The organism is Streptomyces novaecaesareae (assembly GCF_000716875.1).
In the GTDB taxonomy this organism is placed as follows: domain Bacteria; phylum Actinomycetota; class Actinomycetes; order Streptomycetales; family Streptomycetaceae; genus Kitasatospora; species Kitasatospora novaecaesareae.
This window is the reverse complement of sequence record NZ_JNWQ01000011.1, coordinates 36,874-57,460: the sequence shown is the minus strand read 5'-3', so window position 1 is coordinate 57,460 and position 20,587 is coordinate 36,874. Positions and strand designations below refer to the sequence as shown.

At 72.0% G+C, this 20,587-nt stretch carries 23 protein-coding genes; 13 read left to right on the top strand and 10 right to left on the bottom strand.

Features of this window, described 5'->3' with window-relative positions; translation table 11 throughout:
- The first annotated feature begins 125 nt into the window (after positions 1-125).
- The 5 genes from OP86_RS06395 (at position 126) to OP86_RS06375 (ending at position 3,088) form a co-directional block, all read left to right on the top strand.
- Positions 126-1,022: a LysR family transcriptional regulator gene (locus OP86_RS06395; RefSeq protein ID WP_030255370.1), complete on the top strand. Its 897-nt coding sequence runs from the start codon at positions 126-128 to the stop codon at positions 1,020-1,022.
- A gap of 109 nt (positions 1,023-1,131) precedes the next feature.
- Entirely contained in the window at positions 1,132-1,314 is a 183-nt protein-coding gene (dmpI, locus tag OP86_RS06390) for a 4-oxalocrotonate tautomerase DmpI (protein WP_030055499.1), read from the top strand.
- A gap of 73 nt (positions 1,315-1,387) precedes the next feature.
- On the top strand, positions 1,388-1,693 hold the full coding sequence (locus tag OP86_RS06385; protein WP_030055500.1) for a hypothetical protein: 306 nt from the start codon (positions 1,388-1,390) through the stop codon (positions 1,691-1,693).
- Positions 1,694-1,923: 230 nt separating this feature from the next.
- Positions 1,924-2,514, top strand: coding sequence for a COG4315 family predicted lipoprotein (locus OP86_RS34235; RefSeq protein ID WP_063832306.1), 591 nt, complete (start codon positions 1,924-1,926; stop codon positions 2,512-2,514).
- Between the two features lie 4 nt (positions 2,515-2,518).
- Positions 2,519-3,088, top strand: a complete 570-nt coding sequence (locus OP86_RS06375) for a DUF6529 family protein (RefSeq protein ID WP_051829751.1) — start codon at positions 2,519-2,521, stop codon at positions 3,086-3,088.
- 19 nt (positions 3,089-3,107) lie between these two features.
- Here the strand turns inward: OP86_RS06375 and OP86_RS06370 are convergent, their stop codons facing one another.
- Together OP86_RS06370 and OP86_RS06365 are read right to left on the bottom strand one after the other, a co-directional pair.
- Positions 3,108-4,178 (bottom strand): serine hydrolase domain-containing protein, encoded by a 1,071-nt coding sequence (locus OP86_RS06370; RefSeq protein WP_030055503.1) that lies wholly within the window; start codon positions 4,176-4,178, stop codon positions 3,108-3,110.
- A 56-nt stretch (positions 4,179-4,234) separates the two neighbouring features.
- Complete coding sequence (locus tag OP86_RS06365) at positions 4,235-4,906, bottom strand: DUF4097 family beta strand repeat-containing protein (RefSeq protein ID WP_030055504.1); 672 nt, start codon at positions 4,904-4,906, stop codon at positions 4,235-4,237.
- Between the two features lie 244 nt (positions 4,907-5,150).
- Between OP86_RS06365 and OP86_RS06360 the strand changes: the two genes are divergently transcribed.
- Positions 5,151-5,885, top strand: coding sequence for a GbsR/MarR family transcriptional regulator (locus tag OP86_RS06360; RefSeq protein WP_030055505.1), 735 nt, complete (start codon positions 5,151-5,153; stop codon positions 5,883-5,885).
- A gap of 55 nt (positions 5,886-5,940) precedes the next feature.
- Here OP86_RS06360 and OP86_RS06355 read toward each other — a convergent pair whose 3' ends face one another.
- The gene (locus OP86_RS06355) at positions 5,941-6,141 is read right to left on the bottom strand and encodes a DUF397 domain-containing protein (RefSeq protein ID WP_030055506.1); all 201 of its coding nucleotides are present in this window, start codon (positions 6,139-6,141) and stop codon (positions 5,941-5,943) included.
- Positions 6,134-6,997, bottom strand: a complete 864-nt coding sequence (locus tag OP86_RS06350) for a helix-turn-helix domain-containing protein (protein WP_030055507.1) — start codon at positions 6,995-6,997, stop codon at positions 6,134-6,136. Before OP86_RS06350 ends, OP86_RS06355 begins: the two co-directional genes overlap by 8 nt.
- Positions 6,998-7,230: 233 nt before the next feature.
- On the opposite strand from OP86_RS06350, the gene OP86_RS06345 reads away from it, so the two are divergent.
- Entirely contained in the window at positions 7,231-7,593 is a 363-nt protein-coding gene (locus OP86_RS06345; protein WP_051829749.1) for an ATP-binding protein, read from the top strand.
- Positions 7,590-7,847 carry a hypothetical protein gene (locus OP86_RS06340; protein ID WP_030055509.1) on the top strand — a complete coding sequence of 86 codons (258 nt, stop codon included), beginning with the start codon at positions 7,590-7,592 and terminating at the stop codon, positions 7,845-7,847. Before OP86_RS06345 ends, OP86_RS06340 begins: the two co-directional genes overlap by 4 nt.
- Before the next feature lie 69 nt (positions 7,848-7,916).
- Here OP86_RS06340 and OP86_RS36455 read toward each other — a convergent pair whose 3' ends face one another.
- The 5 genes from OP86_RS36455 to hisC form a co-directional block, all read right to left on the bottom strand.
- A complete protein-coding gene (locus OP86_RS36455) occupies positions 7,917-8,549 on the bottom strand; it encodes a DUF5666 domain-containing protein (RefSeq protein WP_051829748.1) in 633 nt (210 codons plus the stop codon).
- 15 nt (positions 8,550-8,564) lie between these two features.
- Positions 8,565-9,779 (bottom strand): ABC transporter permease, encoded by a 1,215-nt coding sequence (locus OP86_RS06330; protein ID WP_030055511.1) that lies wholly within the window; start codon positions 9,777-9,779, stop codon positions 8,565-8,567.
- The gene (locus OP86_RS06325; protein ID WP_030255357.1) at positions 9,776-10,579 is read right to left on the bottom strand and encodes an ABC transporter ATP-binding protein; all 804 of its coding nucleotides are present in this window, start codon (positions 10,577-10,579) and stop codon (positions 9,776-9,778) included. The genes OP86_RS06330 and OP86_RS06325 overlap by 4 nt, the downstream gene beginning before the upstream one ends.
- Positions 10,580-10,581: 2 nt before the next feature.
- Positions 10,582-12,057, bottom strand: a complete 1,476-nt coding sequence (locus tag OP86_RS32785) for an efflux RND transporter periplasmic adaptor subunit (RefSeq protein WP_037777765.1) — start codon at positions 12,055-12,057, stop codon at positions 10,582-10,584.
- A 285-nt stretch (positions 12,058-12,342) separates the two neighbouring features.
- A complete protein-coding gene (gene hisC / locus OP86_RS06315) occupies positions 12,343-13,422 on the bottom strand; it encodes a histidinol-phosphate transaminase (RefSeq protein WP_030055515.1) in 1,080 nt (359 codons plus the stop codon).
- A gap of 346 nt (positions 13,423-13,768) precedes the next feature.
- Here hisC and OP86_RS06310 point away from each other — a divergent pair, with 346 nt between their 5' ends.
- From OP86_RS06310 to OP86_RS36450, 3 genes are all read left to right on the top strand, one after another.
- Entirely contained in the window at positions 13,769-14,926 is a 1,158-nt protein-coding gene (locus tag OP86_RS06310; protein WP_051829747.1) for a LacI family DNA-binding transcriptional regulator, read from the top strand.
- A 185-nt stretch (positions 14,927-15,111) separates the two neighbouring features.
- Positions 15,112-16,473, top strand: coding sequence for a metallophosphoesterase (locus tag OP86_RS06305; RefSeq protein WP_157849677.1), 1,362 nt, complete (start codon positions 15,112-15,114; stop codon positions 16,471-16,473).
- Between the two features lie 228 nt (positions 16,474-16,701).
- Positions 16,702-17,583 carry a hypothetical protein gene (locus OP86_RS36450; protein WP_030255345.1) on the top strand — a complete coding sequence of 294 codons (882 nt, stop codon included), beginning with the start codon at positions 16,702-16,704 and terminating at the stop codon, positions 17,581-17,583.
- 197 nt (positions 17,584-17,780) lie between these two features.
- On the opposite strand, the gene OP86_RS06295 is transcribed toward OP86_RS36450, so the two are convergent.
- The gene (locus tag OP86_RS06295; protein WP_030055520.1) at positions 17,781-18,107 is read right to left on the bottom strand and encodes a putative quinol monooxygenase; all 327 of its coding nucleotides are present in this window, start codon (positions 18,105-18,107) and stop codon (positions 17,781-17,783) included.
- Between the two features lie 243 nt (positions 18,108-18,350).
- On the opposite strand from OP86_RS06295, the gene OP86_RS38665 reads away from it, so the two are divergent.
- A complete protein-coding gene (locus OP86_RS38665) occupies positions 18,351-19,880 on the top strand; it encodes an alpha/beta hydrolase family protein (RefSeq protein ID WP_051829746.1) in 1,530 nt (509 codons plus the stop codon).
- 145 nt (positions 19,881-20,025) lie between these two features.
- Positions 20,026-20,586, top strand: a complete 561-nt coding sequence (locus OP86_RS06285) for a hypothetical protein (RefSeq protein ID WP_063832305.1) — start codon at positions 20,026-20,028, stop codon at positions 20,584-20,586.
- Position 20,587 lies beyond the last annotated feature (1 nt).

Sequence of the window (20,587 nt, the reverse complement as noted above, 5' to 3'; positions counted from 1 at the left end):
GGGACAAGGCTTGTGAATCGAGAGGAAAACCGAGAGGGAAGAGGGCCGTGGGACGACCGGCCCCGGCCTGCGAGACCATGGGTCCGTCGGCACAGGAGCGACCGGCACAGGAGCAGGGGGACCGCATGGAGCTACGGCAGCTGCGCTGCTTCGTCGCCGTCGCCGAGGAGCTGCACTTCGGCCGGGCGGCCGAGCGGCTGCTACTCGGCCAGCCCGCCGTCAGTCAGCAGGTCAAGTCCCTGGAACGGGAGTTGAAGGTCCCGCTGTTCGACCGTTCGCCCCGGTACGTCCGGCTGACCCCGGCCGGGGAACGCTTCCTGCCCGCCGCCCGGGACGTCCTGGCCGCCGAGGACGCCGCCCGCGCCCTCGCCGCCGATCTCGCCGCCCCCGCCGTGCTCCGGCTCGGCACCATCACCGGCCTGGGCGAGCGGCTCGACCAGATCCTCGACACCTACCAGCGCCGGGCCCCCGGCGTGCGCGTCGAACTCCACGCCGTCCCCGTCCGGGAGCGGCTCGCCCGGCTCGCGGACGGCCGCCTCGACGCCGCCTTCGTCCGCGGCGCCATGGCGGACAGCAGCCCCGAGCTCCGCTTCCTGCCCATCTGGCAGGACGAGTTGCTGCTCGCCCTGCCCGCCCGGCACCCGCTTGCCGACCGGCCGGAGGTCGACCTCGCGGACCTCGCCGACCTTCCGCTCCGGCTGACCGAGCACCGCAACCACCCGGCCCTGGTGGACCTGGTCATGGACGCCTGCCGGCAGGCCGGCTTCCAGCCGGTCCTCGGCCCGGCGCACAGCACGCTGCAGGACACCCTGGCCGCGATCGGCACCGGGATCCCGATGTGGACGGTGGTGTACGCCGCGAACGCCCGCATGATCAACGCACGCCGGGTCGCCTTCCGCCCCTGCCGCTCCCCGCTGGCCCTGCCGACCTCGCTCGCCGTACGGCGTTCCGCTCCGCTCCCCCGACTTCTCGTCGAGGCCTGTCGCAAAACGTCTCCGACCTGCGACGATCAGGATTCGTGATCGCTGTCAGAGCGAATCGGGTCTGGGTCGGGGAGGCCTGATCGGGTGGACTGGTCTCAGCCGGAAAACCGGCGGAGGAACCAAGAGGAACCCAGTCGAGGAGCCGAAGATGCCGATCGTCACCATCCAGCAGGGCCCGCGCAACGTCGAGCAGAAGCGCGAGCTGGTCAAGAAGGTCACCGACGCGTTCGTGGAGGCCCTGGAGGTCCCCGCCGAGAGCGTGTTCGTGTGGATCCAGGAGTACCAGGCGGAGAACTGGGGCGCCGCGGGCAAGCTCACCGCCGATCGCTGACCGCTGACCGGCGCAGCGCGGGAAGTCGGCCCGGCCGACTTCCCGCGCCGGGCCGGGGCTCATCATGGGGTCCATGAGTGGAGAACCGCTGTCCGTGTCCGTTGACGAGCTGCGCAGGGCGTTCGAGGTGCTGATGCGGCGCGTCGAGACGGCGGCGGGGGGCGGAGACGTCCCGCTGGAGGCCGAGTACTTCTGGGCGGTGCCGCAGGGCGAGATGTACGACGTCACCGGCGAGCCCGGCGAGTTGACGATCGGGCAGCTCTCGGAGTCGTGGCGGCACGTTCAGGACGTACTCGCCGACGAGGACCGCGCCGTCGGCTACCACCTGGTGTGGCTCGCCGATGTCCTGCGGGCCATCGGCCAGGAGCGGCCGGCGTAGCCACCGCGTCGGGGGCGTCGCGGGAAGTCGACCGGGTACGGGTTCGGCCGTACAGGTGCGTACCGGTGGGTGGGGCTGGACAGGCCCTCGGCCCGGCGCGGTGTGTCGCCGTGGGCCATCAGGGTTAACGGCCGGCTCGCCTTGCCTACCCGCTGGCGTGCCTGGCGCGGCGGCCCGGCCCGTTCAGGCTGAAGTGGTGCCACCATCCCCACCTCGGCCGGAGAGAAGCCATGAGAAATTCCCGCACGGTGACCACCGCGGTCACCGTCGTCGCCCTGATCACCGTGGCCTGCGGCGGCTGCTCCAGCAGCAAGAAGTCGACGGCCACGGCGAGCCCGACCCCCGCGGCGACGTCCACGGCGGCCGCCTCCGCCAGCCCGACCGCCGCAGCGAGCCCGACGGAGAGCGCGAGCCCGAGCACCAGCCCGACCCCCTCCGCGGGGGCCACCGGCGCGGGCGCGGTGGTCGGGGCGGCCACCGCCGGCAAGTTCAAGAACATCCTGGTCGACTCCCAGGGCAAGACGCTCTACCTGTTCGAGGCGGACACCTCGCCCACCCCGACCTGCTACGACGCCTGCGCCACCGCCTGGCCGCCCCTGCTGACCACCGGCACCCCCACCGCCGCGAACGGCGCCGACCAGACCAAGATCACCACCGCCGCCCGCAAGGACGGCACGTCCCAGGTCGTCTACAACGGCCACCCGCTCTACTACTTCGAGGGCGACACGGCCAAGGGCGACACCAACGGCGAGGAGTCCAGCGCCTTCGGTGCCAAGTGGTACGTGGTCAACGTCGCCGGCAACAAGGTCGAGGGCAGCTGAGCGGATGCACAGAGTCGAACGGCCGTTCCGATCCCGGCGGCGGGCATCCGGCCTCCTGTGGGTGCTCCTGCCGGTGGCCGTCACGGCCGGCCTCTTCTGGTACGGCCGGGCGCACACCCCCGACTACGCCAGCAGCCTCTTCGGCCGCCGCTTCGACGACGCCAACCTGCTCAAGGCCCAGCTCGGCACCGCCCTGCTGGGCCTCGCACTGGTCCAACTCCTGCTGGCGCTCTGGATGTACGGCCGGCTCCCTGGTCTGCGTGCCGCACCCCGTCCGGTCCGGACCGGTCACCGGCTGGTCGGCCTGGGGGCGTTCCTGCTCTCCCTCCCGATCGCCTACCACTGCATCAACGCCTACGGCGTACAGCTGACGGACAGCCGGATCGCCCTGCACAGCTTCTCCGGGTGCTTCCTCTACGGCGCGTTCGTCACCAAGGTCATCGTGGTCAGGCACCACAGGCTCCCCGGCTGGGCCCTGCCCGTAGCGGGCGGAGCGCTGATCGTCCTGATCGCCCTGCTCTGGTACAGCGCGGCCCTCTGGCGCCTCAACGGCCACCACGTACCCGGCCTGTGAGCCTCCCGGCGCTCGGCGGTCAGCAGAAGACGGCCTTGATGAGGGCGTCGAGCGCCTGGGGGAAGGTCTCGGCCGGGTTGGAGGCGGAGTCGCCGGTGGTGAGTCCGGCGGTGAGGGTCTTGGAGCCGTCGGGGCTGCTGATCATCAGTGCGCCGTAGCCGCCGGGAGCGCCGCCGTTGTGGTGGACGATGGTGATGCCGCCGCTCTCGGGGCCGAGGTCCTGGATGAACAGGCCGAAGCCGTAGCCGAGCATGCCGTGCGGGGTGCGCATCTCGTCGAGCAGGGCAGCGGGCAGGAGCTTGCCGCCGAGCAGCCCGGCGAAGAAGGTGTGCAGGTCCCGGGTGGTCGAGATCAGGTCGCCGGCGCCGATGAGGAGCGAGAGGTTCTGGCGGGTGACGTCGACGACCTTCCACTGGTCCTCGTCCTGGTAGCGGTAGTAGCCGTGGGCGTGCGGCTCGGGCAGCTCGGGTGAGTCGCCCGGGACGAAGGTGTCCCGCATGCCGAGGGGTGCCAGGATCCGGCGCTGCATCTCCTCGGCGTAGGAGCGGCCGGTGACCTGCTCGATCAGGAGCACGGCGAGGGTGTAGTTGGTGTTGGAGTAGCTCTGGTCGGCGCCCGGCTCGAAACGGGCAGGCTTGGCGAGGGCGAAGCGGACGATCTCCTCCGGCTGGTAGGTGCGGAAACGGTTGTCCACCCAGTCCTTGCCGATCGAGGGGAGGCCCTGGACGAAGGTGCCGTCGGGGTCGAGTTCACCGGAGGAGTTGTAGACGCCGCTGGTGTGCTGGAGCAGCATCCGTACGGTGATCCGCTGGTCGAGTCCGAACTGCGGCAGGTGGTCGGCGACCGGGGTGTCGAGCGCGATGGTGCCCTCGGCGACCAGGTGCAGGACCAGGGCAGCGACGAAGGTCTTGGTGCTGCTGCCGATCCAGAACCGGCCGTCGGTTTCGGGCTTGGCGGTCTCGCCGAGCTTGCGGATCCCGGCGCTGCCGGTCCATTCGCCCTGCGCGTCGTTCACGCGCATCTGTATCCCGGCGAAGCCGGCGTCGACGAAGGCCTGGATGGCGTTCTGCAGTTCGGGGCGGTCGTTCACGGTCGGTTCCTTGTCTTCGCGTGGGCTGGGTTGGTGGGGGCGGAGTTGAGGGGGAATCAGATGCTGCTGGCGGTGATGTCGCCGTAGGCGGTGGTGGCCTCGATCGTCACGTCGGCGTCGGCGCCGGCGGTGTTGTTGAGGGTGTTGTGGATGCGGCCGTAGGCGGTGCGGGCGTCGAGGGTCGCGGAGACGCCGGGGGCGGTGCCGACGGAGATGCCGCCGTGCTCGGTGCGCAGGGTGACGAGGCCGCGCACGGCCTCGGCAATGCGGAGGTCGCCCTTCTGGGTGGTGAGGCGGGCCGGGCCGCCGAGGCGGCCGACGGTGATGTCGCCGTCCTGGAGGGTGAGCTGGGCACTCGCGGTCTCGTCGAGCTTGACCGAGCCCTGGGCGCCCTCGAAGGTGACGTCGCCGAGGCGGCCGACACTGCGCAGTTCGGCGCCGGCAGCCTTGCCCTCGACGCGGGAGCCGGCCGGCAGCTGGACGGTCATCTCGACGAAGCCGGAGTTGCCGAGCATCCGGTTGGTCGCGGCCGGGGTCTCGATCCGCAGGACACCGTCGGCGTAGGCGACCTCGACCCTCTCCGCGGCCTTCACGTCGCGGCTCTTCGAGGAGTCCAGCGGGAGGATCTCGACCGTGGTGTCCGCCCGGTCGGAGGCGATGAAGCGGATGTGCCCGGCGGGGATGTCGAGGACGACGGCGACCGGGGCGGGGGTGTTGAACGAGTGCATCGTGCTGCTCCTTGTGCTGCGGTGCGGGCTCTTGCGGCCCGGCGTTTCTGACGAGAGAAAAGCTACGTTGCATTCAAGGATCGGACAATGGCTTCGTTGCGTGAAAATGACATTTCCGCAGGTCAAAGCAGTGGAATCATTGCATCGATCCTGAAAAGAATGCAACATCCCCTGCCTGGTTCGTTGCAATGAAATGATGATGAACGCTATTCTGGAGGCACCACGAACCACGAAGGAGGCCGCGATGCCGGGAGGCAGGCTCACCCAGCAGGAACGCCGGCAGATCGCACTGGGACTGGCCGACAACCTCGCCTACGCGGAGATCGCCCGCCGCCTCGACCGCCCGACCTCGACGATCACCCGCGAGGTGATCCGCAATGGCGGCCCGACCTCCTACCGCGCCGACCTCGCCCACCGCGCCACCGAGCGCCGCACCCAGCGCCGCAGGCAGCCCGCGCCCCGAGAAGCGGACGCGCCCCCGCAGGCCCACGGACGAGACGCCGAGGCGGTACGCGCGTACGAGGAGGTGTTCACCACCGTCCTCATGGCCACGGGCATGCCCAGGATGACGGCCCGAGTGATGGCCTGCCTCACCCTCACGGACCCGGGCAGCCTCACCGCGTCCGAACTCGTCCAGCGACTGCAGGTCAGCCAGGCGTCCGTCTCCAAGGCGATCGCGTTCCTCGACAGCCAGGGCCTCATCCGCCGGGAACCCGGCGAACGCCGCCGCGAACGGTACGTCGTCGACGACGACGTCTGGTACCAGTCGATGATGGCCAGCGCCCGCTCCACCGCCCAACTCGTCGGAACGGCACGCCAGGGCGTCGACGTCCTCGGCGCCCGAACCCCGGCCGGCGCCCGCATGGAGAACATCGCCCGCTTCCTCGACTTCGTCTCCGAGAGCATCGCCCGCGCAGCCGACCAGGCCCGCGAAATCCTCCACACCAAGCCCGAAGCGGCGCCGGACGGCACTACCTGAGCCACGGACACCGGCGGCCCCTTGCCAGGGAGCAAGGGGCCGCCGGATCCATTCGCTAGGCGCGTGGGAGGAGGTGGTCGAACTCCCCCGCCTTCGCGCCCCGGAGGAAGGCAGCGAACCTGGGGGCGGTGGTCCGGACGATGACGTCACCCTCGTCGGACTCACGGAGTTCAATCACTTCATCGACCGCACGAACCTCAACACAGTCGGAGTTCGATCCCGAGTAACTTGACTTCTGCCAGGTAGAGTTACGCATTTTTGCTTTCCATGTCTTTCTTGATGGATCGAATAAACTCTCGGGAATCCTCCTCCGAGAGGGCAGCCGACCCGATCTGGGCAAGCAGTGACCGGAATCGGGCTGTGTGGGCTGGTGCGTCGAAGAGCAGGTTGCCGACGCCCGAGTCCGCTTGTACGGCGTCCAGCTCAGGGATCGGCCCTTCGACGTACGTGAAGTTCTCATTCGGGAGCGGAATATCGTCGACGTCGAACAGCACGACTCGAATCGAGATGTTGGGCTGCTCGGAGGCTTCGAGAAGGGCACCAAGCTGGTCGGCCTGGACCTTGGCTCCACTGAACTGCATGCGCAGCGCCGCTTCATGGATGTACGCGGCGAATGGAGTCGATTCTCGAATGATGTGCTGACGCCGCAGGCGAAAGGCCACCCTCAGATCGACCTCGTGAGCCGGTAGACGCTGATATGAACGAGTGAAGATGGACGAGGCGTAGGCGTTCGTCTGAAGCAACCCATGGACGAAGGCCATCGTGTAGGCCGAGAGCCCTCGTGCGTGACCTTCCATCTCGGCGACCTCAAGGAAGTCCTGCGAGAGACGTCCGCGATACTCCTCCCACCAACCGCCCTTGTCTCGGTCCGTGATGATGTCCGCCAGCGCATCGATCAAGGGCTCGTTGACACACATGCACAACGCGGCAATCGTGCGCAGGCGTTCGACGCTGATGCCGGTCTTCCCGCTCTCCATCTGGGTCACATGGGCGGGGTTGATGCCCAGGGCACGGGCGAGCTGGCTGCCGCCAAGACCGGCCTGCTCCCGCATCCTGCGCAGTTCGGCACCCAGCCGCCGCTGGCGGAGAGTTGGGTTCGATCGAAGTGCCATGGGAACAGTCTGCCTCAGAGCGGCTGCCACGTTCGGGGGAACTTCTTGCGGATCGCCACAAATCTGTGGCTGGCCGCGCTATGGTCGTTGCCAGATGGATCCTACGGATCGTCAGCAATGCCTTCATCCAGGGCAGTAGGCGCCTGCTGCCCGCACGCCGAAGAGCAACCGTCACCCGGCCTGGCTCACGGTCGTATGCCCTACTCCCACACCACAGCCTCGTGGAGGTTCCCGTGTGCACCCGTAACACCCCCTCGCTCACCCTCTCCCGGCAGGCCCTCCGAGACGTCCTGCTCCGCGCCTCCTGGGACTCCGAGACCATCTTCAACGCCGAACTCGCCCTCGCCGAGCTGATCGTCAACGCCTGGCGGCACGCCGCCACCCCCGCGCCGGTCGTCTACTTCTCGCTCCTGGGCTGCACCCTCCGGGTCTCCGTCTCCGACGAGAGCGACGCGCTGCCCCATGAGCAGTCCCTCAGCCGACTCGCCGAGCGCGGGCGGGGCCTCCAGCTCGTGTCCTGCCTGACCCACCGCTGGGGCGTCGACCCGCAGAAACGTGGCAAAACGGTCTGGTATGAGCTGGACTCCGCCGCGTGAGCCCCGCCCGGCCGCCGATCGCCCCGGACGACCCCCGGATGCACGACTACTCCGCTCCCCAAATCACGACCCTGCTCGGCGAGTTGCACCGGCGCGGGCTTCCGTACGGACTGCTCTGGGGCTCCGCCTCGGCCGGCGAGTCCACCCTCGACGGGCGGCTCCTGGTCGACTTCGGCAACGCGCCCGTGAGCACTCTCCTCAACCTCCTTCACCTGCTCCGCGAGCTGGAGCGGGACGAGGCCTGGCGGCATTGAGATGAACACGCGGAGGCCCTCGCCCGGGAAAGGGCGAGGGCCTCGCGGTTTCGTCCGTCGGGCTCCGGGTCAGCCGCCGGACGGGTTCCGGTTGCCGCCGCCGAAGCCTCCGGCGGCACTGCCTTCGACGAGTTGGCTGGCGGTGTAGCCACCGTTGGCGTCGGGGGTGCCGACGACGGTCACGGTCTGGCCGGGCTGGAGGTCGGCGACCTTGCCCTCCTTGTTGAGCTGGACCTTGGTCGCGTAGCCGGTGGTGATCTTGACGGTGTTGCCGTTGGCGTCGGTCAGGTACACGGTGCTGCCGTCGACGGCCTTGACCGTGCCCCGGGCGAACCCGGGCTGCCCACCCTGGCCGGCGCCCGAGCCCTGCCCAGCGCCCTGGCCCCCACGGCGGCCGTTCTGCCCACCAGCGCCCTGCCCGTACCCGCCGCCGCCCGCACCCTGGCGCTGAGCACCGGCCGCCGCCGCAGGCCGGGAGGACTTCCCGCCCGTGTCCCCGTTGTTCTGCTGGTACCAGACCCCGCCCGCGAACGCGCTCGTCGCGATCACCCCACCCGCCAGCACCAGGCTGATCCAGGGGAGCTTGCGCCGGGGCGGTGCGGCCAGTTCGGCGCTGACGTCGCGGGCGTCCGGCGGGGTGGAGAGCAGGGCGACCTGCTCGGCCTGGGTGCTGCTGACCGTGGCGATCTCGTTGCTGCTCATGGCGTGGTGTGTGTCCTACTCGTGCCGGAGGGCGTCGATCGGCCGCAGCGAGGCGGCCCGGTTGGCGGGGTAGCTGCCGAAGAAGAGCCCGATGGCGACGGCGATGCCGAACGCGCCGAGCACCGATTCGGGGATCACCACCGGCTTGATGCCGACGATGCTGAAGTGCGAGCCGACCATGCCGGCCGCGACTCCCAATCCCGCGCCGATCACCGACAGCAGCGTCGACTCGGTGAGGAACTGCCCGAGGATGACCGCGCGCGGCGCGCCGAGCGCCTTGCGGATGCCGATCTCGCGCGTCCGCTCGGTGACCGTCACCAGCATGATGTTGGTGATCCCGATCCCGCCGACCAGCAGCGAGATCGCGGCTACTGCGCCGAGCAGCACGGTGAAGGTCTTGGTGGTGCTCTCCCGGGCCGTGAGCAGGGAGGCCTGGTTGGTGATCCGGAAGTCGGCCTTGCTCGGGTCGGCGATCGCGTGGGTGCCGAGCAGCACCCGGGTGATCTCCGACTGGGCGGCGGTGGTGGTGTCGGCCGACGCGGCCTGCACCAGGATCTGGTTGACCGGGCCGAAGCCGGTGAAGGCGTTCTGCACCGTCGGCAGCGGGGCGATCACCACGTCGTCCGGGTCGGTGAAGCCGCTGCCGCCCTTGGCCTGCAGCACGCCGACCACGGTGAACGGCGTGCCGCCGAGCACGACGGTCTTGCCGACCGGGTCCGCGGTGTCGAACAGCTGCTTGGCCGTGGTGGCGCCGAGCACCGCGACCTTGCGCGAGCCGAGCACATCGTCGTTGGTGAAGTACTCGCCGTGCGCGACCTTCTGGTTGGCGGTCTCGAAGTACGCCGGGTAGGTGCCGACGATCGAGCCGGGGCTGTACGAGATGTTCCCGTACAGCGCCGTGCCGCTGGTGGTGACGACCGGGGCCACCGACTTGATCGCGGAGGCGGCGTCGGCGTCGCTCGCCAGGGCCTTGGCGTCCGCCACCGTGAGCCTCTTCACCGAGGAGGCCGCGCGGGAGCCGCCGGCCGCCGAACCGGCGCTGACGGTCAGCGCGTTGGTGCCGAGCGAGGTGATCGAGTCCTTGACCGCGACGGACGAGCCGTTGCCGACGGCCAGCAGCAGGATCACCGAGGCGACGCCGATCAGCACGCCGAGCATGGTGAGCGCCGAGCGCACCTTGTTGGCGGCCAGGCCGCCGACCGCGAAGCGGAGTGTCTGCCAGAGGATCACGCGGGCACTCCCAGGTCACGAAGGGCGGGTGGCGGCCCGTCCACGGGGGCCTGCCGGACGTCGCTCACGATCTGCCCGTCGACCAGTCGCAGCACCCGCTTGGCGTGCCGGGCGACCTCGTCCTCGTGGGTGATCAGCACGACGGTGCGGCCGGTGGTGTTGAGCCCGTCGATCAGGGCCAGCACCTCCTCCGTGGAGCGGCTGTCGAGGTTGCCGGTCGGCTCGTCGGCGAGCAGCATCGCGGGGGCGGTGACCAGGGCCCGCGCCACCGCGACGCGCTGCTGCTGGCCGCCGGAGAGCTGGTTCGGTCTGTGGCCGGACCGCTCGCCGAGCCCGACCAGCGAGAGCGCGGCCAGCGCCCGGCGCCGCCGCTCGGCGGCCCGTACGCCCGCGTAGGCGAGCGGCAGCTCGACCTGGGCGAGGGCGGTGGTGCGCGGGATCAGGTTGAAGGACTGGAAGACGAAGCCGATCTTGCGGTTGCGCACCAGGGAGAGCTGCTGCTCGTCCAGGTGGCCGACGTCGACGCCGTCCAGCAGGTAGCGGCCGGAGGTCGGGACGTCGAGGCAGCCGAGGATGTTCATCAGGGTGGACTTGCCGGAGCCCGAACTGCCCATCACGGCGACGAAGTCGCCCTGTTCGATGTCCAGGCTGACGCCCTGCGGTTCGCCGGTCTCCGGGTCGTCCGGGCCGCGCAGCGCGTGCACGGTGGCGTAGCCGTGCCCGTACGACTTGGTGAGCCGGCGGATCCGGATCACCGGCACGGGCGCCGCGGGGACGCGCTTGTCGATGACGTGACGCATGCTCAGCCCCGACCGCCCCGACCGCCGCCGGCTCCGCCGTTGCCGCCACCACCGCCACCGGCACCGCCGCCGGTGCCGCCCGGGAAGACCCCGGCCCCGCCGCCCGCACCGCGGTTGCCGCCGCCGGGGAAGGAGCCGTTCGGGAAGCCGTTGGTGCCGCTGGTGGTGGGGAGTTCGACCTTGTCGCCCTCCTTCAGACCGGAGACCACCTGCACCGTGCTGTCGCCCTCGACGCCGACGGTGACGGTGACCCGCTCGGAGCTGCCGTCCTCGTGCACCACGGTCGCGGTGCGGGAGGTGCCGGTGCCGGACAGGGCCGAGGTGGGCAGCGAGAGCGCGTTGTCGGCCTCGCCGGTGATCACCTGGACGGTGGCGCTGAGGCCGGTACGCAGGGTGCTGGTGTCGCCGGTCAGCTGCAGCATGGCCGCGTACTGGACGGCGGAGGAGCCGGCCGCGCCGCCGGAGCCGCTGCTGCTGGGCAGCGAACTGACCGACAGGACGGTCGCGTTGAGCTTGGTGTCGGACTGCGCGTTCAGGGCGACGGTGCCCGCCTCGCCCTTCTTCAGCTTGAGCGAGTCGAGCTCGGAGAAGTTCGCGGTGACCTGCATCCCGGTCGGGTTGGTGAGCACGATGAATCCGCTGGGCGCGCCCGAACTCGCGCTCGCGCCGGTCGACTTGCCACCGGAGGACGAGGCCGAGCCCGCGGCGTTCGCCCCGACGGTGTCGCCGACCTTGCCGGAGACCGAGGCGACCGTGCCGTCCACCGAGGCGGTCAGGGTGGTCCCGGCGAGCGCCGCCTGGGCGTTGGAGAGGTTGGTCTGCGCGGTGGCGACCTGCTGCTGGGCCTGGGCCACGGCCGCGTCGTCGACCTTGGTGGTGGTGATGGTGGTGGTCTGCGGGGCGGGCGTACTGCTCCCGCCCGCCCCGCGTCCGCCACCGCCGGCGGCCCCGCTGCTGCCGGTTCCGCTGCCGTTCCCGCTGCTGCCGGTTCCGCTGCCCGACCCGCTGCCGGCTTCGCTGCCGCCGGTTCCGCTGCCGGACCCGCCGGAGGCCGGGGCCGGCAGCGGCTCGGTGGTCGTGGTGGTGACCCCGGCCTGCGCCTTGGTGAGGTTGGCGTTGGCCGTGGTGAGGGCCGCCTGGGCCGCGTCCACCTGCTGCTGGGCCGCCGTGGTGTCGACGGTGGCGAGCACCTGGCCCTTCTTCACGGCGTCCCCGACCGCGACCTTGACCGTGGTGAGCTTGCCGCCCGTCGCGAAGTCCTGGGCCGCGTCGGTGGGTGAGACCAGGGTGCCGGTTCCGGACACGGTGGCCAGGACCATGCCCTTGGCGACCGTCGCGGTACGGGTCGTGGGCTTGGCCGACGCCGGGCCGGAGCTTCCGCTGACCGTGGTGTACACCAGGGCCGCACCGCCCAGCAGGGCCACGCCGAGCGCGGAGTTGACGAGGACGGCACCGCGCCGCCGTGGGAGCACCTTCATGCCGGACAGCTTCGCGGGGTGCTCTTGCGGAGTCCTGGGCGCGGACTGGGAGAAGACTGAACGGTCGGATCCGGGCATTCCGGACGGAACACCTGCCCTGCGCGGCCCGCTTGGCCGCTCCGTGGACGGCCGTTGGCCGAACTCCCAGCGCACTCCCAGCGATCCACAGCCATCCGGGAGAGAACCGGGAGCGCGGCTCCCTACGAAACACCGCGGGGGCGCGCCGACGACCGGCACGCCCCCGCCGCTACCGGAGGTCCAGGAGGCCCTGGAGGCCCTGGAGGCTCACAGCACCTTGCGGAACGCCTCCGCCACCGACAGGAAGATCGAGTTGCCCTCGGCCTCCCCGATCGACACCCGCACGCCCTCCGGGAACGGCCGTACGATCACGCCCGCCTCGGCGCAGGCCGCGGCGAACTCGGCCGAGCGCTCGCCGAGCCCCAGCCAGACGAAGTTGGCCTGCGAGTCCGGGATCTCCCAGCCCTGGGCGCGCAGCCCGGCGACGACCCGGTTGCGCTCCTCGACCAGCGCGTCCACCCGCTCCAGCAGCGCCTCCTCGGCGCGCAGCGAGGCGACGGCGGCGTTCTGGGCGAGCTGGTTGACGCCGAACGGGACGGCGGTCTTGCGCAGCGCGGACGCGACCGGCTCGTGCGCGATCGCGAAGCCGACCCGCAGGCCCGCCAGGCCGTAGGCCTTGGAGAAGGTGCGCAGCACGCAGACGTTCGGGCGGTCGCGGTAGAGGTCGATGCCGTTGGGCACCTCAGGGTCGCGGATGAACTCGATGTAGGCCTCGTCGACGACGACCAGGACGTCACCGGGGACGGCGTCCAGGAAGCGCTCCAGCTCGGCGCGGTGGATCACGTTGCCGGTGGGGTTGTTGGGGTTGCAGACGAAGATCAGCCGGGTGTTCGGGGTGATCGCGGCGAGCATCGCGTCCAGGTCGTGGTCGCCGGTCGCAGTGAGCGGCACCGGGACGGGCGTGGCGCCGGCGATCTGGGTGATGATCGGGTACGCCTCGAAGGAGCGCCAGGCGAAGATCACCTCGTCGCCCGGGCCGGCCGTGGCGAGGATCAGCGACTGGGCGACGCCGACCGAGCCGGTGCCGGTGGCGATGTGCTCGACGGGCACGCCGAAGCGCTCGGCGAGCACCTCGGTCAGCTCGTTGACGCCCATGTCGGGGTAGCGGTTGAACGAGCCGGCCGCCGCGACCGCCGCCTCCAGCACGCCGGGCAGCGGGTCGTTCGGGTTCTCGTTCGAGGACAGCTTGTAGGCGTCGGCGCCGGCCGGCTTGCCGGGCTTGTAGGTGGGGATGCCGTCCAGGGTCGGCCGCAGGCGCGGGCCCTGCGCTGACGTACCACTGCTCACGGTCGTACTCCGTTTCCAGAAGTTGCACAACTGTCCGGTGCGCTCGCCCGCCGCGGACGGGTTCGCCGCCCGTGCCCGGGATCTCCTGACGCGCCCGGACCACCCCGGTCGGGTGCCTTGCACGATACCGACCGCCCTCACCCGTAGGAGTGAGATGCCCGGTCGGGTTACAGGCGCAGATCAGCCATTCTGCCCCGTTCCTTTGGCACATGTCAGAGGTAAGAGGCCTGGTTTCGGGCGGGTATCGAAGGGGCGCACCCCGGCTCACTCTTGGAGAAACGTATCTCCGAAGGCTCCCGATGCGCCGGTCACAGACCCTTGTCAGGAGCCATACGATCGGTCCGCCATGACAGCAGCAGCCAACCAGAGCGGTCGGCGACCCACCACCTCACGGCGTCTGGAGCGGGCCGGCATCCGGGATGTGGCGGCAGCCGCCGGAGTGTCGATCACTACCGTCTCCGACGCGCTGAACGGTAAGGGCCGCCTGCCCGACGAGACCCGCAGCCGGGTGCGCGAGGTCGCCGAACGCCTCGGCTACCGCCCCTCCGCCGCCGCCCGCACCCTGCGCACCGGACGGTCCGGCCTGATCGGGCTGACCGTCACGACCTACGGCGAGGAGCCGTTCACCTTCACCGAGTTCGCGTACTTCGCCGAGATGGCCCGGGCCGCCACCAGCGCCGCCCTCGGCCGCGGCTACGCGCTGGTGGTGCTGCCCGCCTCCTCCCGCCACGACGTCTGGGGCAACATCGCCCTCGACGGCACCGTGGTGATCGACCCGCCCGACCAGGACCCCCTGGTCAGCGAGCTGTACCGGTCCGGCGTCCCGGTCGTCAGCGACGGCAAACCCGGCAACTGCCCGGTCACCGCCTGGGTCGACAACGACCACGAGGCCGCCGTGCTCGGCATCCTCGACCACCTCTCCGAGGCCGGCGCCCGCCGGATCGGCCTGCTCACCGGCACCAGCACCGACACCTACACCCGGCTCTCCACCGAGGCCTACCTCGGCTGGTGCGCCAAGGTCGGCCAGGAGCCGGTCTACGAGGCCTACCCCGCGCACGACCCGGCCGCCGGCGCCGTCGCCGCCGACCGGCTGCTCGCCCGGCCCGACCGGCCCGACGCCGTCTACGGCCTCTTCGACCCCAACGGCACCGACCTGCTCGCCGCCGCCCGCCGGTACGGCCTGCGGGTGCCGGACGACCTGCTGCTGGTCTGCTGCAGCGAGAGCGACGTCTACGCGACCACCGAACCGCCGATCACCACGCTCTCGCTCAAGCCGCGCAAGATCGGCACCACCGTGGTCAACCTGCTCATCGACGCGATCGAGGGCGTGGACTCCGGCACCGGCGTCGACATCGCGCGGCTCTTCCCGCCCCGCTTCCGCACCGCCGGCAACGGCCCGCCGCCGGGCACCCTGATGCCGACCGAGCTGATCGTCCGCGCCTCCTCCCAGCGCCGGAGCCCGCGCACCACCGTCAGCCCGCCCCGGCCCCCGGGCGAGGTCTAGACCGCGCGGACGCCCAGCCGAGGCGTGCCGAGACGTGCCGAGACCTGACGAGACCCGACGAGACTGACGAGACCATACCGAGCCGGGACAAAACGGACCTTGAGCGGATGCCCGGCTGACGCTCCGGAGGATTGGATGCCCACCAGGTGACGACGGCGGGAGAGTGGTCTTCCTATGATGGGCGAATGACACCCGAGGACCGCTTCCCCGGGCCCGAGCACCCCCACTCAGGCCCCCGCCACCAGCCGGACCTCGACGTGCTGCCCTACGGCACCTATTACGAACCCGAGCCCGCCCCGGGCTACCCCGGCCCCCCGTACGACCCCGAGTCCTACGACGCCGAGACCTACAGCGGCTACGGCGGCGCCCGCTACCTCGAACAGCACTGGACGTCCGACGGCCAAGGCCACACCGTGCACGCCCAGGGGATCACCACCGACCAAACCCCGACCTTCTCGCCCCAGGGGCAGGGCGGCTACGACGGCCGGGAACACCCCGGGTACGAAGGCCGGGAGCAGGGCGGGTACGAGAACCACGAACACCCCGGGTACGAGAGCCAGGAGCAGAGCGGCTACGAGAACCAGGACCACCCCGGGTACGAACCGACCCTGCCCGACCAGCCCTCCCCGGCCCTCCAACTCGCCGACCGCGACGACCCGCCGACCATCGAACTCGGCCCGCCGCTGCCCGACCCCGCCGCCCCGACCTACCCGTACCCGGCCCCCGGCCCCGGCGAGCCGCCCGGCCCGGTCTACGTCGTCGGCGACGTGCACGGCTACCTGGAAGAGCTGCGCGCCGAACTGCACCACCAGGGCCTGATCGACGCCGACGGCCACTGGTCGGCCGGCCGCGCCCGGATCTGGTTCCTCGGCGACTTCACCGACCGCGGCCCCGACGGCATCGGCGTCATCGACCTGGTCATGCAGCTCGCCGCCGAGGCCGCCGCCGCAGGCGGCTACTGCCGCGCCCTGATGGGCAATCACGAACTGCTCTTCCTCGGCGCCGCCCGGTACGGCGACGAGCCGGTCCAGTCCACCGCCGGCACCGCCTCCTTCCTCGCCGCCTGGCGGCTCAACGGCGGCCAGCAGAACGACCTGGACCGCCTGGAGGCGCACCACATCAGCTGGCTCTCCCGACTCCCCGCCATCGCGCTGGAGGACGGCCACCTGCTGCTGCACTCCGACACCACCGCGTACCTGGAGTACGGCGAGTCCATCCCCGACGTCAACGACGCCGTGCACGGCCTGCTCGCCGACGGCACCGTGGACGAGTGGTGGGACTGCTTCCGCCGCTTCACCAAGCGCTTCGCCTTCCGCGGCGACGCCGGGCCGACGGCCGTCCACGAACTGCTGGACACCTACGGCGGCAGCCGCATCGTGCACGGGCACAGCCCCATCCCGTACCTCACCGGCGCGGTGCACGCGGACGACGGCCAGCCCCCGCACATCCCCGGACCGTACGTGTACGCGGACGACCTCGCGGTGGCCATGGACGGCGGCGTCACCATGGAGGGGCGGCTGCTCGTCGCCCGACTGCCCATCAACTGACGCCCCCCATCGAACAGTTGTTCCCGGCGCCCGGGCCGTCGCACGCGCGCGGCCCGGGGCGCGAAATTCCGGAAACCGACTGTCAGCCCGGGTGCACCCGCCCCTACCATGAGGCACACCACACCCGGCCGCCCGTCCGGCGGCCCGCCTCCGCGCCCGTTTCGGCGTCCCGAGGGCCCGCGAGCCCCCGGGGCGGAGCGAACCGGAGTCCGCACGAACGGGGTCCCCATGTCCAACCCCCCGCCACTGCTCGCCGAGGACCGCCCGGAGTACGAGCGCCTCCTCGCCGAAGCCCTGCGCGACCGCACCGTCCTCACCGCCCTGCGCGCCCGCGGCGCGCTCACCACCGACCAGCTGCGCGTCCGCGCGCTGCGCGACGCCGACGGCATCAATGCCGCGGCCGCCACCGAGTACGCGCACTACACCCGGCTGCGCGACAACCTGCGCACCACGCCACCGCCGCCGCCCGGCACCGAGCCCACCGCCCCCGGGCTGCTCACCCAGCTGCGCTCCGCCAACGGCGGCGCCGGGCTGTTCCCCGTCCTCACCGTGCTCACCCCGATCCTGGCCTGGGCCGCCGCCCTGGTCCTGCTGCTGATCGGCTACCTGCTGCGCGCCGCCGCCCCGGACCTCGTCCTCGCCCGCTCCCTGGTCACCGCCGGTTGGGTGGCACTCGCCGCCGGGGTGGCCGCGATGGCCATCGGCATCGTCGGGCTCCTCCTCACCGCCATACGCGATGGCACCGCCGCCCCGGCCGGCACCGACCCGGAACTCGCCGCCGAACTCGCCGACGCCCGCACCGAGTGGCGCACCGCGCTGCGCGAGCACGGCCTGCTCCCGTACCTGCGCGACGCGCTGCCGGCCGTCCCGGCCGACCAGGCAGCCACGCCCGCTGCGTCCGCCCAGCCCGCCGCGTCCGAAGGACCGGAGTTCACCAGCCCGTCCTTCACCGGCCCCGGCTACAGCTCCCCGTCCTTCACCAGCCCCGGCCCCGACGGCCTCACCGACGCTCAGGGCCGCGAGCCACGCCCCGCCGCCTTCACCACCCCCGACTTCACCGGCCCCGGTTACACCCCGCCGGCGTTCACCAGCCCGGACGACGTCACCTGAGCCGTCACGCCGCCCCGGCCACCCCGGCCACCCCGGCCGGCAACGCCAGGAAGGCCCGGGCGGCGGTGCTGGTCTGACGGCGGATCGCGGACATCCTCGGGCTCCTCACCCTGGTGCGGCTGATGGCCCCACATTCCCGTGCCACCACCCGCCCGGTCGTCACACCGAGGAGCCGGATCCGCCGTCATACCCCGGCACTACGGCCTCGGCTCCTGCGCGTCCGCCAGCTCCCGCACGTCCGTCAGCACCCGCAACTCCGGCGGGCCGTCCAGGAGTTCGGCCGTACGGTCCAGCGACCGCGCCAGATGCGGGCTGGCCAGGTGCGCGTCGAACGCCTCCCGGGACTCCCACTCCTCCACGACCACCAGAACCCTCGGATCCTCCGGGTCCGCGTAGTTCCGGTACGACAGGCAGCCCGGCTCGGCCAGGCTCGGCCCCACCATCGTCGCCGCCTGCTCCCACATCTCCGCCTCGCGCCCGGCCTTCGCCCGCAGCCGCGCCATCGCAGTGACCCGCTCAGACATCCCGCCCCCGTCCGTCGATTCCTTGTCCTGTCCCCGAGCCCCAACCACCACCGCCGTCCCGATCTTCCCCTGGCTCCCCCGGGCTCACCCGTACGGCTCAACCGTCCGGCCGTCACCGCGTCAGTTCAGGCCCTACCGGGGGGCTTTCCCCACCACGACCCGGGTGCGGCCACCATCGCCCGACCACCCCGAGCCCGGACAGTCTTGACCCCGCCGAGAACACCGACCCGGGGGAGGACCGCGATGAACACCGGATGCCACGGACCACTGCGCAGCGCACCGACGACACTGCTGATCGCCGCGCTGCTGGCAGCCCTGGCCATCCTGCTCCCCGGAGCGGGACGGGCCGCCGCCACGCCCGCCGCGCCCGGTCCGGCCGACCCGGTCAGCACCCCGGTCAGCACCCCGGTCGAGTTCACCGGCGCCGGCGGAACCGTCCTGCACGGCCAGGTCCTGACCCCGCCCCCGGCCGCGGCCGCCCCCGGCCCCGGCCTGGTCATGGTCGCCGGGGCCGGTCCGGGCCCGGCGAGCGGCCTGCGCGCCGCGGCCGAGGCGTACGCCCGGCGCGGCATCACCACGCTGATCTACGACAAGCGCACCGACGGCTACTCGCAGACCCACCGCGACTACGGGCAGCTCGCCGACGACGCCCTCGCCGCCGTCCGGCTGCTGCGCTCCCGCCCGGACGTCGCCCCGGACCGGGTCGGCCTGTGGGGCCTCTCCGAGGGGGCCTGGGTGGTCTCGCTCGCCGCCACCCGCTCCGACGACGTGGCGTACCTCGTCACCGCCGGCGCGGCCGGACTCACCCCGTCCCGCCAGCAGGCCTGGGCCTACGGCGGCTACCTGCGCCACGCCGGCATCTCCGGCTCGCTGCTGAGCGCCCTGCAGGACACCTCGGTCCGCCAACTCGCCGCCGCCGGGCTGTTCGCCGAAGCCGACTACGACCCGGTGCCGGTGTGGGAACGGGTCCACCAGCCCGTCCTGGCCGAATGGGGCACGCTCGACCGCGAGGCCGCCCCCGAGGAGAGCGCGCCGATCATCCGCCAGGCCCTCGACCGCGCCGGCAACACCCACTACACGATCCGGACCATCCCCGGCGTCCGGCACAACCTGCACCTGACCCACGACGGCGGGTACGACCGGATCGACCGGCTGCCCGACGACTACGCCGCCTACGAGGCCGCCTGGATCCAGCGGCTCGCCACCGCCCCGCCGCCGGTGTCCGCCGACCCGGCGCCGCACCAGGACGGCACGAGCCGCCCGCTCGCCCCGCTCGCCTGGTACGAGTCCACCCCGGTCCAGGCCCTCGCCCTCCTCGTCCTCCTGACCGGCTTCACGGGCTACCCGCTGACCGGCGCCCTCCGCCGGATCCGCCGCCGGATCCGACCCGCCGCCCAGCCCCGCACCGCACAGCCCCGCACCGCCCTGCCCAGTACCGCACAGCCCCGCACCGCCCGCCGGGCCGCCCGCTGGGCCGCCGCGACCGGCACCGCCGCCACCCTGGGCGGGCTCGGCTACCTGCTCTTCCTGGCGGCCACCGCCGCGATGTTCCCCGGCCCGGTGCTGTTCGGCCGTCCGCTGGTCTGGCTGGCCCTGCAACTGCTCGCGCTGACCGCCGTCGGTTCGGCCGCCGTCGCCGCCGGCACCGCCCTGCGGAACCGGGCCGCCCTCGCCGCCGCCCCCGGCCTCGACCGGATCCGGCTGGGCGGGCTGTTGCTCGCCGGGGCGGTGTTCGTGCCCTGGGCCCTGTCCTGGGGGCTCCTGCTGCCCTGACCCTGACGGCGCACCCGGTGGACGCCCCGCTCCCCCGCCCGGGGGAGCGGGTTCGCCCCGGGTGAGGACGCCCCCGCCCCGGCGATCCGGGACCGTCGGAGCAGCGGCGGACGACGGGCGTCCGCCCCGGCCGGGAGGCAGCACCATGGGCACACCGACGATCGCTGAACGACTGCACGGCACCCCCGCCCACGGCGTACCGCGCTGGGCCGTCCGCACCGCGTACGCGATCACGCTGGCGGTCCTGCCCTCCTGCCTCTGGCGGATCGGCGGCTTCATCTTCGGCCTGCCGCTGCTCGACCACGGCCCCACGCCCCCGGACCAGGACCCGACCTCCTTCGACGGCGGCTGGGCGTACATCCTCACCCTCAGCGTGGTCAGCGAGGCCTTGGCCTTCCTCTGCTTCGGCCTGGTCGCCCGCTGGGGCGAGGTGTGGCCGCGCTGGATCCCCCTCCTCGGCGGCCGCCCCGTCCCGGTGCTCGCCGCCGTCGTCCCGGCCGGGCTGGGATCGGCGGTCCTGATGACCTTCCCGTACGCGATGGTGATGTTCTCCCTCGGCCTGAACATCCGGGGCGGCCCGGGCGGGATGATCACCCACGGGTGGCAGACCGTGGTGTTCTGGGTCAGCTACCTCCCGCTGGCCGCCTGGGGCCCGCTGCTCGTGGTGCTCACCGTGCACTACTACCGTCGGCGCACGGCGAGTTGAC

Excerpts from the sequence above, each read along its gene's own strand:
- dmpI (WP_030055499.1), top strand. The coding sequence starts at position 1,132 with ATGCCGATCGTCACCATCCAGCAGGGCCCGCGCAACGTCGAGCAGAAG.
- OP86_RS06355 (WP_030055506.1), bottom strand. The coding sequence starts at position 6,141 with ATGCGTAACTCTACCTGGCAGAAGTCAAGTTACTCGGGATCGAACTCC.
- OP86_RS06310 (WP_051829747.1), top strand. The coding sequence starts at position 13,769 with ATGACAGCAGCAGCCAACCAGAGCGGTCGGCGACCCACCACCTCACGG.
- OP86_RS34235 (WP_063832306.1), top strand. The coding sequence starts at position 1,924 with ATGAGAAATTCCCGCACGGTGACCACCGCGGTCACCGTCGTCGCCCTG.
- OP86_RS06385 (WP_030055500.1), top strand. The coding sequence starts at position 1,388 with ATGAGTGGAGAACCGCTGTCCGTGTCCGTTGACGAGCTGCGCAGGGCG.
- OP86_RS38665 (WP_051829746.1), top strand. The coding sequence starts at position 18,351 with ATGAACACCGGATGCCACGGACCACTGCGCAGCGCACCGACGACACTG.
- OP86_RS06395 (WP_030255370.1), top strand. The coding sequence starts at position 126 with ATGGAGCTACGGCAGCTGCGCTGCTTCGTCGCCGTCGCCGAGGAGCTG.
- OP86_RS06325 (WP_030255357.1), bottom strand. The coding sequence starts at position 10,579 with ATGCGTCACGTCATCGACAAGCGCGTCCCCGCGGCGCCCGTGCCGGTG.
- OP86_RS06285 (WP_063832305.1), top strand. The coding sequence starts at position 20,026 with ATGGGCACACCGACGATCGCTGAACGACTGCACGGCACCCCCGCCCAC.
- OP86_RS32785 (WP_037777765.1), bottom strand. The coding sequence starts at position 12,057 with ATGAAGGTGCTCCCACGGCGGCGCGGTGCCGTCCTCGTCAACTCCGCG.
- OP86_RS36450 (WP_030255345.1), top strand. The coding sequence starts at position 16,702 with ATGTCCAACCCCCCGCCACTGCTCGCCGAGGACCGCCCGGAGTACGAG.
- OP86_RS36455 (WP_051829748.1), bottom strand. The coding sequence starts at position 8,549 with ATGAGCAGCAACGAGATCGCCACGGTCAGCAGCACCCAGGCCGAGCAG.
- OP86_RS06350 (WP_030055507.1), bottom strand. The coding sequence starts at position 6,997 with ATGGCACTTCGATCGAACCCAACTCTCCGCCAGCGGCGGCTGGGTGCC.
- OP86_RS06305 (WP_157849677.1), top strand. The coding sequence starts at position 15,112 with ATGACACCCGAGGACCGCTTCCCCGGGCCCGAGCACCCCCACTCAGGC.
- OP86_RS06360 (WP_030055505.1), top strand. The coding sequence starts at position 5,151 with ATGCCGGGAGGCAGGCTCACCCAGCAGGAACGCCGGCAGATCGCACTG.
- OP86_RS06365 (WP_030055504.1), bottom strand. The coding sequence starts at position 4,906 with ATGCACTCGTTCAACACCCCCGCCCCGGTCGCCGTCGTCCTCGACATC.
- OP86_RS06295 (WP_030055520.1), bottom strand. The coding sequence starts at position 18,107 with ATGTCTGAGCGGGTCACTGCGATGGCGCGGCTGCGGGCGAAGGCCGGG.
- OP86_RS06375 (WP_051829751.1), top strand. The coding sequence starts at position 2,519 with ATGCACAGAGTCGAACGGCCGTTCCGATCCCGGCGGCGGGCATCCGGC.